This window comes from Faecalibacter sp. (assembly GCF_057177045.1).
In genome coordinates this window covers 2568397-2585206 of sequence record NZ_CM169987.1, presented here as the reverse complement: position 1 = coordinate 2585206, position 16810 = coordinate 2568397, and the positions used below count along the sequence as shown (strand labels likewise).

Genomic DNA, 16810 nt, shown 5'->3' with positions numbered 1-16810 from the left:
AAAGTAAAACGAAAAAGGCACCTCCATTGGAGGTGCCTTATATATTTATAATTAGAATTGAAATTAATCAATGGCTTTTACTACTGCTTTTTCAGCTTCTTTACGTGTTCCGTCAAATCCATCCACACCAGAAACGGTTGTATATTTTAAGACAAATTTCTTTCCTGGGTTTAATTTGTTATAAACTGATTGACACATTAAAGTCGCTTCGTGGAATCCACATAAAATTAATTTTAATTTTCCTGGATACGTGTTCACATCTCCAATGGCGTAAATTCCTTCGATGTTGGTTTGATAATCTAATGAGTTATCCACTTTAATCGCATTCTTCTCAATTTCTAATCCCCATTCAGCAATAGGACCTAATTTAGGTGATAATCCAAATAATGGAATAAAGTAATCTGTTGCTAAATCAAAAGTTTCACCTTCTTTCTCTACTACGATTGCTTCTACTTTTCCATCACCTTTAATTCCAACCACCTCTGCCGGTGTAACTAAATTGATTTTTCCTTGTTGTTTTAATTCAATGACTTTATCCACAGAATCTAAAGCACCACGGAACTCGTTACGACGGTGAATTAAAGTTACCTCTGCCGCAACCTCTGCTAAGAAGATCGACCAGTCTAATGCTGAATCTCCACCTCCTGCAATGACAATTTTCTTGTCGCGGAATTGCTCTGGATTTTTCACAAAGTACTCTACACCTTTTTCTTCGTAATCCGCTAAATTTTCAATTAAAGGTTTACGTGGTTCGAATGAACCTAATCCACCTGCAATTGCTACTGCTTTACCATGAACTTGTGTTCCCTTATTTGTCGTAACGATAAAAGTACCGTCTTCTTGCTTATCGATTGTCGTTGCTTGCTCTGCTAATGTAAATCCTGGCTCAAATTGTTTAATTTGCTCCATTAGATTATCAATTAATTCTCCTGCACCAACCGACGGATAACCTGGAATATCGAAAATAGGTTTTTTAGGATATAATTCTGCTAATTGTCCTCCTGGTTGAGGTAAAGCATCAATAATGTGACATCTTAATTTTAATAAACCTGCTTCGAACACAGCGAATAATCCTGTTGGTCCAGCACCGATAATAATTATATCTGTTTGAATCATTTTGTTTAAAACTTATTTAGAATACGACTAAATTGTTCGCAAATTTAGTGAAATTGAACCATTTAAATGATGATTATCGTCAGAACTCTGTTAATATTTCATCAAAAAAAAAAGCAGATTCGTAATGAATCTGCTTTTGAGGTCGTAGCGAAGAGCAGAATCGAACTGCCGACCTCAGGGTTATGAATCCTGCGCTCTAACCATCTGAGCTACCTCGCCTTGTTTGTTTTTAGTGGTGCAAATATAAGCGCATATTCTGGACTCTACCAAATGTTTTTTCAAATATTTTTCACTTTTTTAGGCTTAAACAGGCTAATCTATTGATGTTCATAAAAATAAATTTTAAAATATTTTTTAATTTTTTTTATTCAAACGAAGTTTAAAACGATTCATCGACAGAAAAAATCGATTTTCACCCCCATTTAAGCATTTGCATCAGCATTTGATTGTAATTTTGTAACTCAAAAATGAATTCAATTGAAAAAAATCGCAATCCTTATCCTTGGAATTTTTATTCTGATTCAATTGATACGAATTGATCAAAACTCATCGACCATCGATAAAGGGCAAGATTTTGCAACCAACGAAGCAATTCCTGCTGATGTCAGAACCATTATCAAACGCTCGTGTTATGATTGTCATTCGTTGGAAACGAAATACCCTTGGTACGCTAATGTTGCCCCAGTTTCATGGTGGATAAAAGGACATATTAACGAAGGACGAAAGATGATTAACTTCTCCGCGTGGGAAGCGTATAACAACGATGAAAAATCAAGAAAATTGGTCAATAGTATGGCCTATATTAAACCTGATATGATGCCATTACCAAGTTATGTTTCACAACACCCAGAAGCAAAATTATCCATAAAAGATAAAAAGATCCTTAAAGATTGGATGAGGGAAGAAGCAGAACGTTTAAATCCCCTTTTAAAAAAAGAGCATTAATTAAAAAGCCTCGAACTTTCGTTCGAGGCTTTTTATCATATGACTTGAATCTTAATTAAGATAATGCTTTCTTGATACGTGCCATGGCTTCTTGTAATTCTTCAACAGATGCTGCATACGAAATACGAATACATTCTTTCGATCCAAAAGCTGAACCTGAAACAATGGCCACTTGCGCGTGCTCTAAAATGTACATCGCTAAATCATCCGCGTTGTTGATGGTTACGCCATTGTATGTTTGACCAAAAGTTTCTGAAACGTCTGGAAATAAATAGAACGCACCTTTTGGTTCGTTAACTTTAAATCCCGGAATTTCTTTTGCCCAACCAATCATTAATTCACGACGCTCTGCAAAAGCATCAATCATGTATTTTACAGAAGATGGATCAGCTTCTAATGCAGTAATGGCAGCACGCTGTGCAATCGCATTTGTACCAGAAGTTACTTGGCCTTGTAAAGTTTCACACGCTTTCGCTAACCACGCTGGTGCTCCAATGAAACCGATTCTCCATCCCGTCATCGCAAAAGCTTTTGCTAAACCGTTAACCGTAACCGTTTGGTTGTACACTTCTGGGAAAGAAGCAATACTTACGTTTTTCTCTCCGTAAACGATATGCTCATAGATTTCATCAGAGATAATAATTACATTGGGATGTTTTGCTAAAACTGTAGCTAAACCTTGTAATTCTTCTTTGGTATATACTGATCCTGAAGGATTACATGGAGAGGAATAAATAATTGCTTTTGTTTTATCTGTAATTGCAGCCTCTAATTGCGCTGGTGTAATTTTAAAATCATTCTCTAAAGTCGCTTCTACAAACTTTGGTGTACCTCCTGATAATTCAACAATATCAGAATAAGAAACCCAATAAGGTGTAGGAATGATAACCTCATCACCATCGTCTACAATAGCTTGTAATACATTATAAATCGATTGTTTTGCACCTGTAGAAACTACAATTTGATTGGCTGTATAGTCAATCTGATTATCTCTTTTAAATTTCTTAACAATCGCTTCTTTTAATTCTGGGTAACCCGCAATTGGCGTATACGCAGTATAGTTTTCATCCAATGCTTTTTTAGCCGCATCTTTAATGAAATCTGGTGTATTGAAATCAGGTTCCCCGATACTTAAGCTAATAATATCTAAACCTTGCGCTTTTAATTCTCTTGCTTTTGCAGACATCGCAATAGTAGCAGAAGGCTTTAAGTTTTGTAGACGCTTTGAAAGTTGCATAATAGTTGTGAATTATTTGTTTGTGTAAAATTCTAATCTTCTTGCGAAGATAATTTATTCTCTTTAGAAATTGATTAAATTTATCGTGATTTAAATATCCCAAAAATCTTAACAATTATGGCTCAAATTACATTCAAAGGGAATCCTATTCATACGAATGGCGAATTACCACAAGTAGGGACAAAAGCTCCTGCATTCGAATTGACGGCAACCGATCTAAGCGCAAAATCATTAAATGATTATGCAGGTAAAAATGTGGTTTTAAATATTTTCCCAAGTGTAGATACGGGAATCTGTGCACAATCAGTTCGTACGTTTAATCAAGAATTATCCGCTTTAGAAAATACTGTTGTTTTATGTATTTCTAAAGATTTACCATTTGCATTCAGCCGTTTTTGCGCTGCTGAAGGATTAGAAGATGTCGTTTCTTTATCTGCTTTTAAAGATGCCTCTTTTGAGGAAGCATATGGCGTTAAAATGACAGAAGGTCCATTGGCAGGCTTATTAAGCCGTGCAGTAGTCGTAATTAATCCAGAAGGAAATGTCATTTACACGGAACAAGTTCCTGAAATTGCACAAGAACCTTCTTACGAAGCGGCATTAGCTTCGATTAAAGGATAAGATTTTATTTTTTAAAATTTTGAATAAATAAAAAGGTCATCCCATGGGGATGACCTTTTTTTAAGTTATGGATTGAAGATTAGTATCTATCAATAACGACTACACGACGGTTACATGCTCTACCTTCAGCAGTATCGTTAGTACATTTTGGATATTGTTCACCAAATGCACGAACTTCTAACTGTTCTGGTTTAACACCTTCGTTAATTAACGCTTGGCGTACAGATTCTGCACGACGGCGAGATAACTTAATGTTATAAGCATCCGAACCAACGCTATCTGCGAATCCATCAACAAAGTAGTTTCCTCCTTTTTGCTTGATGATATCAGCGGCAATTTTAGCATTTGCTACACCATCTGATGTTAAATCTGCAGAATTGTATTCGAATAATACGTTTTCGAAGTTAATTTCCTTCACTGGTTCAGGATCAACAACTGGTGGATCAATTGGTTTTGGTTTCTCCACTTTACAACCATTGCTACATGTGTATTCATCCGTTTCGAATCCGTCTGGACATGGATCATCTGGACATTGATCATCTTTATCAATAATCTTATCTCCATCACGATCAGGACATCCTTGGAATTCTACTAAACCTGGCTCATCTGGACATGCATCTTCGAAATCAAATACACCATCCTTGTCTTTATCAGGACATCCATTTGTTCTTGGATCGTCTGTTCTGATTCCTGGTTCATCTGGACATGCATCTTCATCGTCGCATACGCCATCTTTATCACGGTCTTTACACACTTTTTGACCAAATCGGAAAGCAACTCCTGCTTTCGCTTGGAAGAAATCAATATAGTCTGATTCCATCGCTGGTACCCAAACATATTGGGTTTCGATGTTAATCCCCACTTTTTGAGAAATCCAGAAGTTAATTCCTAAACCTCCTGATACGGCGAAGAAATTATTATGTGCATTTTGTGCATTCCCCATAATTTCACCTGCAACATCTTGTCCTCCATCAAAGTGAATTCCACGATATGGATGACGATAGAAGTTGGCTCCTGCTCTAAAATATGGATCAAACCAAGATTCTTCGTTTAAGATATACCCGTTCGTTAACTTATAACGTAACCCCGCACCAACCAACGACATAAATTCGTTGTTGTGGTTCAATCGAAAGTTATCCACTTCTCCAATAGATGCTTGTACATCCACTGCAAATGAACGATTTAAAGTTCTCGAAATTGTTAATTGTGATGGTGGTGGTACTGCTGACCAATTGTCTGTATCAAAAAATTGATCAAACATTCCACGAACACTATTATGATTCACCGCATGTGCCCCTGTAGACACATACCATTTTTTTGTTGTATTCTGCGCTTGCGCTTGATTTCCAAATAATCCAATCAAAGCAACCGCTGTAAATAATAATTTTTTCATTTGATTTTCTTTACGGTTTGAATGAATTATTTATGGTTTGGACTAAAGAAATTCTCGATATTGTATCCAATACTTACAGAGAATCCGTTGTTCCCTTCATTAGCGATATCTGATAATCCAATGTTATAAGCTGCACCAACATTAAATCTTCCGATTTCTGCCCCTAGTGCTGGCGATACAACAGTTGCTTGATTATCATCTCCCCAAAAATCGGTACGGTAATTTGCTCCAACCCAAACAGCATTCTCGTTCATTTTAAATTTGGCACGTAAATTCGCGTCTAAACGACTTTCACTTGCTTCATTCATACGATATGCAACCATTGGTTCTAATTCAAAATTCGAAGAAACATTAATGCGTTTCCCTAACATTCCGTAATAGAATACTGGATTAGGCTCTAATTCATTCACGATTGGTGAATTATAACTCAACGGAATATCTAAAACCGATGCAGCTAATGTCCAACCTTTGTATTGTACAGATGCTCCTAAGTTTAAGTAAGGAACATATACTGCTAACTGATCCATGTATAATGGATCATATAAGTCTTCCGGTTGTCCAGTATAACGGATTCCCGCAAAACTTAACGATGAACCAAATGAAAATTGTCCATCCTGACGGTTTTCAAACTCTCCGATTGGAATGTGATAAGCGGCTGCTAAATTGAAAGAACTTGTTGAGGTATTCCCATTTTTATCTTTCATAAAATAAGCACCAACGGCTAAACGATCAACCACCACCCCATGAATACTTGCAATAGAAGTTTCTGGTCCGTTTGGTAAATTATTCCATTGTCTACGGTGAGATAATTTGAATGCTATATCGTCTGTAATCCCTGCAAATGCCGGATTGATTAAAAACTTTTCTGATGTAAAATATTGTTCATCGAAAGGTAAGCTCGATTGCCCAAAGGCAACCGAAGCTGTTAATATCGTAAGTACTGATAGTACGTGTTTAATCTTCTTCATAATTTGAGATAAATGGATTAATAATTAATGTGGATTAAGAATTGTTATCCTTAGGACCTCTACTCTTAACAGTTACACTTCCTGTGAACTTGCGTCCATCAGTTAACTTAATCACATACCAATAATCTGTAGATGGTGCTTTTTTACCATCTGCATAGAATCCATCCCAAAGAACATTCGATTCGATACGCTTATTGATTAATAAACGTCCACCTCTATCATAAATTTCTAATTGAGAACCCTGATATAATTCGATTCCTTGAACTCTCCAAGTATCATTGATTCCATCGCCATTTGGTGTAAACATCGTTGGAATTGAGAAAATTGAGAATTCTCGTGTCGAAATACATCCCTCAGCATTTTTCACGTAAACCACATGCTGACCACCTTCTACATTCGTAAATGTATTTGAATCTTGCCAGTTGATTCCGTCTAAGCTGTACTGTAATGGCATAGCATCTGACGTTGCATTAACCGTTACATTTCTTTCGTTCACTTCAATTCCTGTGATTGTTGCACCAACCCCTTCTACAATAACAATTTGTTGTGAACCTCTACATCCTGAAGCAGATACCACTTCAACACCATAAGTTCCTGGAATAGTTACAGTATAAGTATCACCAAAGTTTCCTTCAATTTCTTGTCCATTAAAGAACCATTTGTATGTTAAAGCTTCTCCTTGGATGTTTGTTGTTGCACGAATTGGAACACTTCCGTCACAAATCGCAAAAGTATCTCCTAAAGAAACTTCTAATTCAGTTAACGCAAAGTCAATCATTTGAATTGAAGAACATCCATTCGCATCCATTACACGAACATACACTTGACCACCAACAGTTACCATATAAGCGGATGGATTATCGATCGCATTCGTATTGTTTTCAGCATCTGCTGCTGTTGGATAATAAATAAATGTTGCGCCAGCTACTGAACCAGCCAATTGATTTTGAGCAATCGTTAAGTCTAAAACTTCTACGCCTTCTCCATCACCTGGAGTATCACAGAATGTGATTGTTGCATCTTGAGCTCCTGTTAATTCATTCTGCTCAAAACGTATAGCAACAATTGATGAACATCCTTGCGGATCAACCACACGAACATAAACTGACGATCCCGTCGTATAAGTATAAGCCGTTGGTGTATCAATAGGATTTACATTTCCTTCAGCATCGGCTTGAGAAGCATAATAAATAAATGTTACACCTGGATAGGCTTGTAAAATTCCAGCTTCAACTGTAGTTAAATCTAAAACTTCAGTTCCAAAACCGTCTGTTAAAGTATCACAATACGTAATCACTGGTTCTGTCACTCCTGTTAACTCTCTTAAAGTAAAAGTAATTTCAGCAACTGTTGAACAACCATCTTCACTGATTACACGAGCATAAACTGAATTTCCGATTGTTAAATTGTAAGCTGTAGGGGTTGTTATTTCATTTGTATTAGCCAAAGCATCTGCTTCAGTTGGGTAATACATTACGGTTGCTCCTGTTAAATCGCCTGTCAATTGACCAGCAGCTAACGTTAAATCAACAGTTTCTACACCTAATCCATCTGTAAAGGAATCACAGATTTCTAAAGTTGCATTGGCTACACCTTCCATATCTTTCATACGGATATCAATTTCAGCAATTGTAGTACAACCACCTAAGTTAGATACTGTCGCATAAACTTTTGTATTGAATGGTGTAAGATAAGACGATGGATTTTCAATCGCATTTGTTCCGTTTACTGCATCTTCACGCGTTGGATAGTATCGAACCGTTACGTTTGTTAAATCTCCTAAAATTTCCGATTCAGCATTACGTAAGTTTACGGTTTCAACACCTAATCCATCTTCTAATGAATCACAATATTCTAATGTAGCATTGTTAACGGAATCCGTTGAATTGTTAAACGTAACTTCTACGACCGTGTAACAATCGTATTCATTCGCGATACGGATGTATGCTTTTGTATTGTTCGATACCACATATGCTGCAGGAGTTGCAATAGCGTTTGTTTGTGCTTCTGCATCCTCACGTGTGGTATAATACTCCGCTTCATATCCTTCACGATCATTGACCAATGATGTAAAAATATTTACTAAGTTGATTGGTTCTGAACCTTGCCCAGCCGCTTCTGTATCACAGAATGAAATCGCAAAATCTTCAAATGAAGGCGGATCTACCACGTTGAAGTTCATACGTGTAATAGTCGCTTCCCCCGTAATGAAGTTTTCGATTCTAAAATATAATGGATTTGGATTATTATCCTTATGGGCTGTAAATATTGTAGAAGTTAATGGAGTACCTACCCCTGATTCCGCTTCTTCTTGATCGGTAAAGATACGATAGTATAATGCCGGATCATCTTCCATTAAACTTAAAGCAATAGGCTCTAAGTCCCAAGTCGCTGTTCCATCTCCAGTATCACATGCGTTAAAATGTTCTCCCGGAACTGTAATCGAACAATCCAAATCAGCATCTCCACCGAACGAAATAGAGAAACCTCCAGTTGAACTCCAACGGTCGATACCAATTAAAATGACATCACCTGGCTGTACATCATAATGACGCTCAAAACCATCTCCAGAGACACCTTGACACAATGTCGGTGCATTCAAACGTAAACCAATACGTCCTTCATTCCCTCCTGCGTTTCGGTTTCCACGATCGGCTAACGGTAAATTGTTAATATCATCAACCGATATATTTCCAATATCTGGTAAAGGTGGATTTTGCCATGATAAGAAATCATAATCTCCACGGTCGTCCGATTGAACTGTAAATGTAAATGTAGAACCTGAACGAATTTTTACTAAGTAGAATACAAGACGATCGGAATAGGCATTTGGTGCACAGGTAGATCCAACATCAAAATTAGTAGCCTGAGGGGGTCCAGCTTCGAACGCGTCATTTGAACATACTAGGTTAACCACCTGTACATTCCCTGATTGCGCGTAAGAAACCCCACTAAAACTGCATAGCGAAGCCAATGCAATTAGCGTTTTTCTCATGTGTATTTAGTGTTAATGTGTTAATTAATGTTAAATGTAATGCAAAAAAAATTACTTCATAAGCTTTTTCGATTTTTATTTTGCAAATTGTTTTGCAAGCTTTTCAGCTTTTTTAGATGTAGAGTAGTCGTAGAAACCTTCACCCGACTTCACTCCTTTCTTACCTGCTGTCACCATATTAACCAATAATGGACAAGGGGCATATTTAGGATTTTTAAAGCCATCGTAAAGCACTTCTAAAATCGATAAACAAACATCTAAACCGATAAAGTCGGCCAATTGTAATGGTCCCATCGGGTGAGCCATACCTAATTTCATCACTTGATCGATTTCTTCAACGCCTGCTACTCCTTCGTATAACGAATAAATCGCTTCATTGATCATCGGCATTAAAATACGGTTAGCGATAAAACCTGGATAATCGTTTACTTCTACCGGAATTTTATCCAATTGTTTCGACATCTCCATAATAGCAGAAGTTACCTCATCTGAAGTACTGTAACCACGGATGATTTCGACCAATTTCATCATCGGCACAGGATTCATAAAATGCATTCCAATGACTTGCTCTGGTCGATTTGTTACAGAAGCAATTTTTGTAATAGAAATTGAAGATGTATTCGTTGCTAAAACGGCATGAGCCGGAGCCACCGCATCCAATTGTTGAAAGATTTTTAATTTTAAATCGATGTTTTCAGTAGCAGCTTCAACCACTAAATCGGCATCTTTAGCTCCTTCTTCGATGGTTAAAAATGGTGTAATATTTCCAAGAGTAGCTTCTTTATCAGCTGCTGTAATTTTTTCTTTTGCAATCATACGATCTAAATTACCAGCGATTGTTGCTAATCCTTTATCTAAACTTGCTTGCGCAACGTCTACCAAATTAACTTTGAATCCAGATTGTGCAAAAACATGGGCAATTCCATTCCCCATTGTTCCTGCTCCAATAACAGTTACATTTTTCATTTTTTTGTGTGTGTTTTTATTTTAAAAAAATAATTATTCTTTCTCGATCGTTTGATCTTTAATCACTTGCTGTGCTTGTTCAAAATAAGCAATAATCTCTAAAGCTACTTTTAAAGCGTCGCGACCATCTTCTAAAGATACACGAATCGGTGTATCATTAACAATTGAATCGGCAAATGATTCTAATTCATCCAAAATGGCATTGTTCGGCAATACTTCAGGGTGCTCGAAACAAATTTCACGACGATCCCCTTTATCATTTTGCAAAATCATCGCATATTCTGAAGGATTTTCAGGTGCTTTGTGCATTTTAATAATTTCTGTTTTCTTCTCTAAGAAGTCAATTGAAATGTATGCATTACGTTGGAACACGCGCATTTTACGCATATTTTTCATCGACATACGAGACGTAGAAACATTAACGACACAACCGTTCTCAAATTCAATACGCGCATTTGAAATATCAGGTGTATCCGAGATCACAGAAACTCCTGAAGAATGAATCGCTTTGATTTCAGATTTTACAATCGATAAAATCACATCCAAATCATGAATCATTAAATCCAACACTACCGGAACATCTGTTCCACGAGGATTAAATTCTGCTAAACGGTGCGTCTCAATAAATAAAGGTTCTTCGATATGAGGTAAAGCAGCAGTGAAGGCTGGATTAAAACGTTCCACGTGTCCAACTTGTGCTTTTAATCCTTTTGCAGAAGATAATTCGATCAACGAATTGGCCTCTTCTAAGGTATTTGTAATCGGTTTTTCTACAAAAAAGTGCTTCCCTTTTTCGATGGCTTTTACCGCAACTTCATAATGCGATAAAGTAGGCGTTACAATATCTACAACATCTACAGCCTCCATTAATTCGTCCATTGACGAAAAATACTTGTAACCGAATTCAGCTTCTACTTTCTTTCCATTCGCTTCGAATGAATCATAGAATCCTATTAAATCGTATTTTTCAGATTGATTTAATAACTTTAAATGAATTTTTCCAAGGTGTCCAGCACCTATTACCCCTACTTTTAACATTTTTGGTAGAATTTGCCGATAAAATTAATGAGAATATGTTGCATTTAACGCATTTTTGTAAAAATTTTGGAAGATGTCAATAGACGATTTTAAAAGTAAAGGTCGACGCAAAATGCTTGTTGATTTATTACGTACCAAAGGAATCGATAACGAATCTGTTTTACAAGCCATTAACACCATACCACGTCATCTATTTTTAGATAGTGCATTTTCAGAATATGCTTATCAAGATGAAGCATTCCCTATTGCCGCTGGTCAGACGATTTCACATCCCTATACGGTTGCTTTTCAGACACAATTATTGGATGTACAACCCCAAGAAAAAGTGTTAGAAATCGGAACTGGAAGTGGATATCAAACGGCCGTCTTGGTAGCATTAGGAGCGGAAGTTTACACCATCGAACGACAAAAAGAATTGTTTGATTTTTCAAAATTGATTTTACGTAAAATTGGCGCAGAACCCCGTTACCAAACCTATGGCGATGGGTATAAAGGTTTACATACCTATGCTCCTTTTGATAAAATCATTGTCACTGCCGGGGCTCCCGAAATCCCAAAAGAATTGTTAAAACAATTAAAAATCGGAGGATTAATGGTGATTCCGGTGGGTAATCCATCACAAAAAATGATTTCCATTCTACGATTGGATGAATCCCATTTTGAGATGTTTGAATTCGGAGATTTTAAATTTGTTCCGATGCTCGAAAGTCGTGAGAAATAAAAAAAATCCAACATGTAACATGTTGGATTTTTTTTTAATTTTTTAAGTATTTTTTTCCCTTAAGGATTGATTCGAACAAATTGTCCATTGGCATCAAAAATAAGATCCAAATCATTTGTAAGCTCGACTTCAAATCCTGTTGGCGTTTTTTCAATTTGATTGATTCCTTCTGTTGGATAATTGGTTGTTGTATACGCTACGATAGATGGCAATATAAATCCTGTTGGAATCACATTACGATCGGTTGCTTCTACCTTAATCCAATTTCCTGCTTGATCAAATTCTATTTCTGAACCGTTTCTAAAATTCACTTCATACATCGCTCCATTGGATTGTACAGGTGCATATTTTTCAATATTGAAAATTTCAACATCTGAAAAATACGTCGCCAAGAATTCAAGAGCAGATGTTGGTAAAGTATTCATTTCAACAATTGATACTTGATGATCGTCGTCGTCATTACATGAAACGGTTGCTACTCCTGCAAATACAAGTAAACCAATTCCTAAGATTAAATTTTTCATAAATTGTAATTTGATTGATTATTCGTTGATTTATTTAGTCATCGATACGTAAAAAATTTCCTTTTGAATCGAAATCAATATCTAATCCGTTCGACAATTCCACTTCGTAAGAAAAACGTTTTTTCTCAATTTTGATAATATGAGTATTTGGAAAACTTTTCTTCACATAAGACACGATGGACTTTGGTGCAAAACCAGCAGGAATAGGATTACGCTTTCCATCTACTTCTTTCCAATTACCACTTCCATCAAATTCAATTTTAGTTCCATTGGTTAAGATGACTTCATATTCTTTTTTGATAATATCATCATCTAAAATCACTGCACTAATGTGTTTTGGATTAAAATAGGTTTTAACGAATTGTTGACCTTTTTGAGGTAACTCGTTGAAACGGATCGCACGATCTTGTGCAAATGACATAATCCCAAATCCTAACATTAAAAGGCATAATAACTTTTTCATTGTTGATGTTTTTTAAAATTGATAGGACAAATTTCTGAAACGATTTGGGAAAGATTTAGGAATAAAACTCTATTTTATTTTTTTTAAAACAAATTGATGCATTTGATTTTCATAACGATAGTCAAGCAATAGTTCATTTTGATTTTGAATAATTGTTTTTACGATGGATAATCCCAAACCATTACTTTCCACTTGAAATCCTTGTTTATAAAATCGATTATAAATAACATTCGGATTTAAAGCCATAAAATCACTAGTATTTGAAACAATAATTTCGTTCGGTGTCGTTTCAATCTGAATAATCTTTTCTCGGTTATTATGTCGAATGGCATTTCGTAAAAGATTAGACATTAAAATTTGAGCCAATTGTTTATTAAAAGGGACTTCAAAATCCGATGGTATATGTAAGGATAGTTTAATCTCGTTGGATTCTAAAATGGGTTCAAAATCCTCTACTAAATCGCGAATTAATGTTGAAAAATTAACCGTTTCTTGCTCTTTGTATTGCTGATTTTCAATCCGAGATAACATCAATAACGACTTATTCAGATTCACCATTCGCCACAGTGATTTCTTTGTATCTACCAATTGGACATAGGTCGATTCGTCTAAATTTTCATTTTCAAGAATAATATCGATTTTATTCGATGCAATCGCGATAGGAGTTTGTAATTCGTGTGACGCATTTTCAATAAATAATTTTTGATCACTAAATACGCGCTCATTACGCTCGATCATCGTCGCGATTTCTTTTTGTAAAATTTCAAACTCTAAAACGTTCATCGGCGTCGTTTCCATTCCTTTCGTTTGTCCAAAGCGATAATTTTGCAACTGCGATACAATTTTCTCTAATGGCTTTAATGCTTTATTCAGTCCAAAATGATTAATAATTAAAATACTGATTAAGATAAAAACATATAACGCTACAAGCGAAACCGTAAGGTCGTAGATCAAATCATCTTCTTCCACAGTCGACGTTCGAATTTCTAACGAATAAGGTTGTCCATCTTTTCCGTAAAAACCTGTTCTTAGAATACGATAAGGTTCTTCTTCCCCATCATAGGGCATAAAAACCAATTCGTTGGACAAGCGATTGGTTTCATTGTAGGCGGAGGGATCAACAGGTAAAATTCGGAATTGAGCTAAACCAAATTCATTTGTTTTTAAAATTTCAGGATGAATATATGATTCACGTATAATTTCGATTTTTTGATTTTTTAATCCATCATCTACATTATCGTAGACTTCATCTAAAATTAACCCTCGGAATAATACAGCCCAAATGGTCAAAACGATAAGCAACCAAAACGTGGTATACTGAAACGTATAGTTTTTTAATGATGTTTTCATCTACACTAATTTATATCCTACTCCATACACGGCTTGCAAATCGGCATCCGCTCCGGCATCTTTTAATTTCTTTCTTAGGTTTTTAATTTGAGAATAAATAAAATCTAAATTATCCGCCATTTCGATATGATCGCCCCAAACACTTTCCGCCAAGGTTGTTTTTTGAAATACTTTTTCAGGACGCAACATAAAGTAATACAGTAGGTCGTATTCTTTACGGTTCAATTTGATTTCGTCTTTATCGACCACTACACGACGATCTTCTGGATATAAGTAAATGTTTTTGTATTGAATAATCTCTTCTCCGTGCTGTGCATTTTTACGCATAGCCACTTTGATACGGGCCAACAATTCGGCAAAATGAAAAGGTTTAGCCAAATAATCATCGGCTCCTACCAATAACCCTTCGACTTTATCGTCTACAGAATCTTTTGCGGAAAGAATAATCACTGATGTTTTCTTATCCATTTTACGCAATTCGCGCAAAATATCCATTCCATTCCCATCCGGCAGCATCATGTCCAACAAAATGCAGTCATAATCAAAGGAAATAATTTTATCGATTCCTTCGTGAAATGTACTTGCGGTTTCAACAATCATTTTTTCTTGAACCAAAAACTCAACGATTGTTTGTTGTAATTGGATTTCGTCTTCTACGACCAGTATTTTCATAGGAAAGAATTATTTTCTTCAAAGTTAGTTTTCAAAATAGGAAAAATTTAGGAAAAGCGTAATTTTAACGTATCAATTAATATACAATTTTGAAAAAATATAGTTTTAAAAACGATTACAGTGAAGGGGCACATCCAGCGATTTTACAACGTTTGATGGAAACCAATCTGCAACAGACCATCGGATATGGAGAAGATGAATTTTGTGATGAAGCGAGAGCATGGATTAAAACGTATTTGCAAAAAGATTCAGCCATTCATTTTGTTTCAGGAGGTACACAAGCCAATTTAATTGTGATTTCTTCGATGCTTAAACCCCATGAATCGGTCATTGCGGTTGAATCGGGTCATATTGCTGTACATGAAACGGGAGCCATCGAAGCGACTGGCCATAAAGTCAATACGGTTCCAACCATTGATGGTAAAATGACGATTGACGAAATTCAAAACATACTAAATCTTCATACCGATGAACATATGGTGAAACCTAAAATGGTGTACATCTCCAATTCAACGGAAGTCGGAAGTGTGTATACAAAAGCTGAACTAACGGCGATTTATGATTTTTGTCAAGCAAATCAGTTGTATTTATTTGTCGACGGAGCTCGATTAGGTTCCGCCTTAACTTCATCTAAATCGGATCTAACGCTAGAAGATTTCGCCAATCTTACAGATGTCTTTTACATTGGTGGAACCAAAAATGGGGCATTGATCGGTGAAGCCATCATCATCAACACCCCACAACTGAACGAAGATTTCCGTTACCACATCAAACAAAAAGGTGGAATGTTAGCCAAAGGAAGATTAATCGGTATTCAGTTTGCGGAAATGTTTAAAAATGATTTATTCTTCGAAATGGGAAAACATGCCAATGCCATGGCGAAGAAATTAGCGGAAGGAATTGCGGCGAAAGGATACGACTTTTTAACGGTTCCCTCTTCTAACCAAATTTTCCCGATTCTACCCCACCAAGAGATCGAACGTTTACATGAAAAATTTGAGTTTTTTGTGTGGCAAAAAATAGATGACGAACATTCAGCCGTTCGTTTGGTTACGTCTTGGGCCACACCTGAAGAACAAGTTGATCATTTCTTGAATCAATTATAAGTTTCATCCTCCATTCTTGGGGGATTTTTTTTGCATTTTTTCATCACGTGATGTTGAAAGAAGTTCAATAGGACTGCTTCTTTGATTTAACCGAACCGTGAAACTGCTGATTTACCCTTGTCAAGGATTAGAACCTTGACAAGGGTACTAGTCGAAATGTAATAAAGAAAATCCTATTCGTCATGTGATGATGTTGAAAGAAGTTCAATAGGACTGCTTCTTTGATTTAACCGAACCGTGAAACTGCTGATTTACCCTTGTCAAGGTTTAGAACCTTGACAAGGGTACTAGTCGAAATGTAATAAAGAAAATCCTATTCTTCATGTGATGATGTTGAAAGAAGTTCAATAGGACTGCTTCTTTGATTTAACCGAACCGTGAAACTGCTGATTTACCCTTGTCAAGGATTAGAACCTTGACAAGGGTACTGGTCGAAATGTAATAAAGAAAATCCTATTCTTCATGTGATGATGTTGAAAGAAGTTCAATAGGACTGCTTCTTTGATTTAACCGAACCGTGAAACTGCTGATTTACTCTTGTCAAGGTTTAGAACCTTGACAAGGGTACTAGTCGAAATGTAATAAAGAAAATCCTATTCTTCATGTGATGATGTTGAAAGAAGTTCAATAGGACTGCTTCTTTGATTTAACCGAACCGTGAAACTGCTGATTTACCCTTGTCAAGGATTAGAACC

Annotated in this window: 15 protein-coding genes and 1 tRNA gene; 4 read left to right on the top strand and 12 right to left on the bottom strand. The window is 36.1% G+C overall.

Annotated features, from left to right (window positions below; genetic code table 11):
• Positions 1–63: 63 nt before the first annotated feature.
• Both AC1QSP_RS12040 and AC1QSP_RS12035 read right to left on the bottom strand, forming a co-directional pair.
• Positions 64–1116: an NAD(P)/FAD-dependent oxidoreductase gene (locus tag AC1QSP_RS12040; RefSeq protein WP_484078902.1), complete on the bottom strand. Its 1053-nt coding sequence runs from the start codon at positions 1114–1116 to the stop codon at positions 64–66.
• 145 nt (positions 1117–1261) lie between these two features.
• Positions 1262–1335: transfer RNA gene (locus AC1QSP_RS12035), tRNA-Met, on the bottom strand.
• 258 nt (positions 1336–1593) lie between these two features.
• On the opposite strand from AC1QSP_RS12035, the gene AC1QSP_RS12030 reads away from it, so the two are divergent.
• Complete coding sequence (locus AC1QSP_RS12030; protein WP_484078901.1) at positions 1594–2061, top strand: heme-binding domain-containing protein; 468 nt, start codon at positions 1594–1596, stop codon at positions 2059–2061.
• 55 nt (positions 2062–2116) lie between these two features.
• On the opposite strand, the gene AC1QSP_RS12025 is transcribed toward AC1QSP_RS12030, so the two are convergent.
• On the bottom strand, positions 2117–3298 hold the full coding sequence (locus tag AC1QSP_RS12025; RefSeq protein ID WP_484078900.1) for a pyridoxal phosphate-dependent aminotransferase: 1182 nt from the start codon (positions 3296–3298) through the stop codon (positions 2117–2119).
• Positions 3299–3415: 117 nt separating this feature from the next.
• Between AC1QSP_RS12025 and tpx the strand changes: the two genes are divergently transcribed.
• Positions 3416–3919 (top strand): thiol peroxidase, encoded by a 504-nt coding sequence (gene tpx / locus AC1QSP_RS12020; RefSeq protein ID WP_484078899.1) that lies wholly within the window; start codon positions 3416–3418, stop codon positions 3917–3919.
• A 79-nt stretch (positions 3920–3998) separates the two neighbouring features.
• Here the strand turns inward: tpx and AC1QSP_RS12015 are convergent, their stop codons facing one another.
• The 5 genes from AC1QSP_RS12015 to AC1QSP_RS11995 all read right to left on the bottom strand — a co-directional run bounded on the left by AC1QSP_RS12015 (position 3999) and on the right by AC1QSP_RS11995 (position 11279).
• On the bottom strand, positions 3999–5312 hold the full coding sequence (locus AC1QSP_RS12015; protein ID WP_484078898.1) for an OmpA family protein: 1314 nt from the start codon (positions 5310–5312) through the stop codon (positions 3999–4001).
• A 26-nt stretch (positions 5313–5338) separates the two neighbouring features.
• A complete protein-coding gene (locus AC1QSP_RS12010; RefSeq protein WP_484078897.1) occupies positions 5339–6280 on the bottom strand; it encodes a PorP/SprF family type IX secretion system membrane protein in 942 nt (313 codons plus the stop codon).
• Between the two features lie 34 nt (positions 6281–6314).
• Complete coding sequence (locus tag AC1QSP_RS12005) at positions 6315–9275, bottom strand: T9SS type B sorting domain-containing protein (RefSeq protein WP_484078896.1); 2961 nt, start codon at positions 9273–9275, stop codon at positions 6315–6317.
• 75 nt (positions 9276–9350) lie between these two features.
• Positions 9351–10241 carry a 3-hydroxybutyryl-CoA dehydrogenase gene (locus tag AC1QSP_RS12000; protein ID WP_484078895.1) on the bottom strand — a complete coding sequence of 297 codons (891 nt, stop codon included), beginning with the start codon at positions 10239–10241 and terminating at the stop codon, positions 9351–9353.
• 33 nt (positions 10242–10274) lie between these two features.
• Positions 10275–11279, bottom strand: a complete 1005-nt coding sequence (locus AC1QSP_RS11995) for a Gfo/Idh/MocA family protein (protein ID WP_322971016.1) — start codon at positions 11277–11279, stop codon at positions 10275–10277.
• A gap of 73 nt (positions 11280–11352) precedes the next feature.
• Here AC1QSP_RS11995 and AC1QSP_RS11990 point away from each other — a divergent pair, with 73 nt between their 5' ends.
• Positions 11353–12000, top strand: a complete 648-nt coding sequence (locus tag AC1QSP_RS11990) for a protein-L-isoaspartate(D-aspartate) O-methyltransferase (RefSeq protein WP_322971017.1) — start codon at positions 11353–11355, stop codon at positions 11998–12000.
• 59 nt (positions 12001–12059) lie between these two features.
• Here AC1QSP_RS11990 and AC1QSP_RS11985 read toward each other — a convergent pair whose 3' ends face one another.
• The 4 genes from AC1QSP_RS11985 to AC1QSP_RS11970 form a co-directional block, all read right to left on the bottom strand.
• Positions 12060–12524 carry a PepSY-like domain-containing protein gene (locus AC1QSP_RS11985; protein WP_484078894.1) on the bottom strand — a complete coding sequence of 155 codons (465 nt, stop codon included), beginning with the start codon at positions 12522–12524 and terminating at the stop codon, positions 12060–12062.
• A 34-nt stretch (positions 12525–12558) separates the two neighbouring features.
• The gene (locus AC1QSP_RS11980) at positions 12559–12987 is read right to left on the bottom strand and encodes a PepSY-like domain-containing protein (protein WP_484078893.1); all 429 of its coding nucleotides are present in this window, start codon (positions 12985–12987) and stop codon (positions 12559–12561) included.
• 69 nt (positions 12988–13056) lie between these two features.
• Positions 13057–14337, bottom strand: coding sequence for a sensor histidine kinase (locus AC1QSP_RS11975; RefSeq protein ID WP_484078892.1), 1281 nt, complete (start codon positions 14335–14337; stop codon positions 13057–13059).
• On the bottom strand, positions 14338–15009 hold the full coding sequence (locus AC1QSP_RS11970; RefSeq protein ID WP_484078891.1) for a response regulator transcription factor: 672 nt from the start codon (positions 15007–15009) through the stop codon (positions 14338–14340).
• 89 nt (positions 15010–15098) lie between these two features.
• On the opposite strand from AC1QSP_RS11970, the gene AC1QSP_RS11965 reads away from it, so the two are divergent.
• Positions 15099–16115, top strand: a complete 1017-nt coding sequence (locus tag AC1QSP_RS11965; RefSeq protein WP_484078890.1) for a threonine aldolase family protein — start codon at positions 15099–15101, stop codon at positions 16113–16115.
• The last annotated feature ends 695 nt before the right edge of the window (positions 16116–16810 follow it).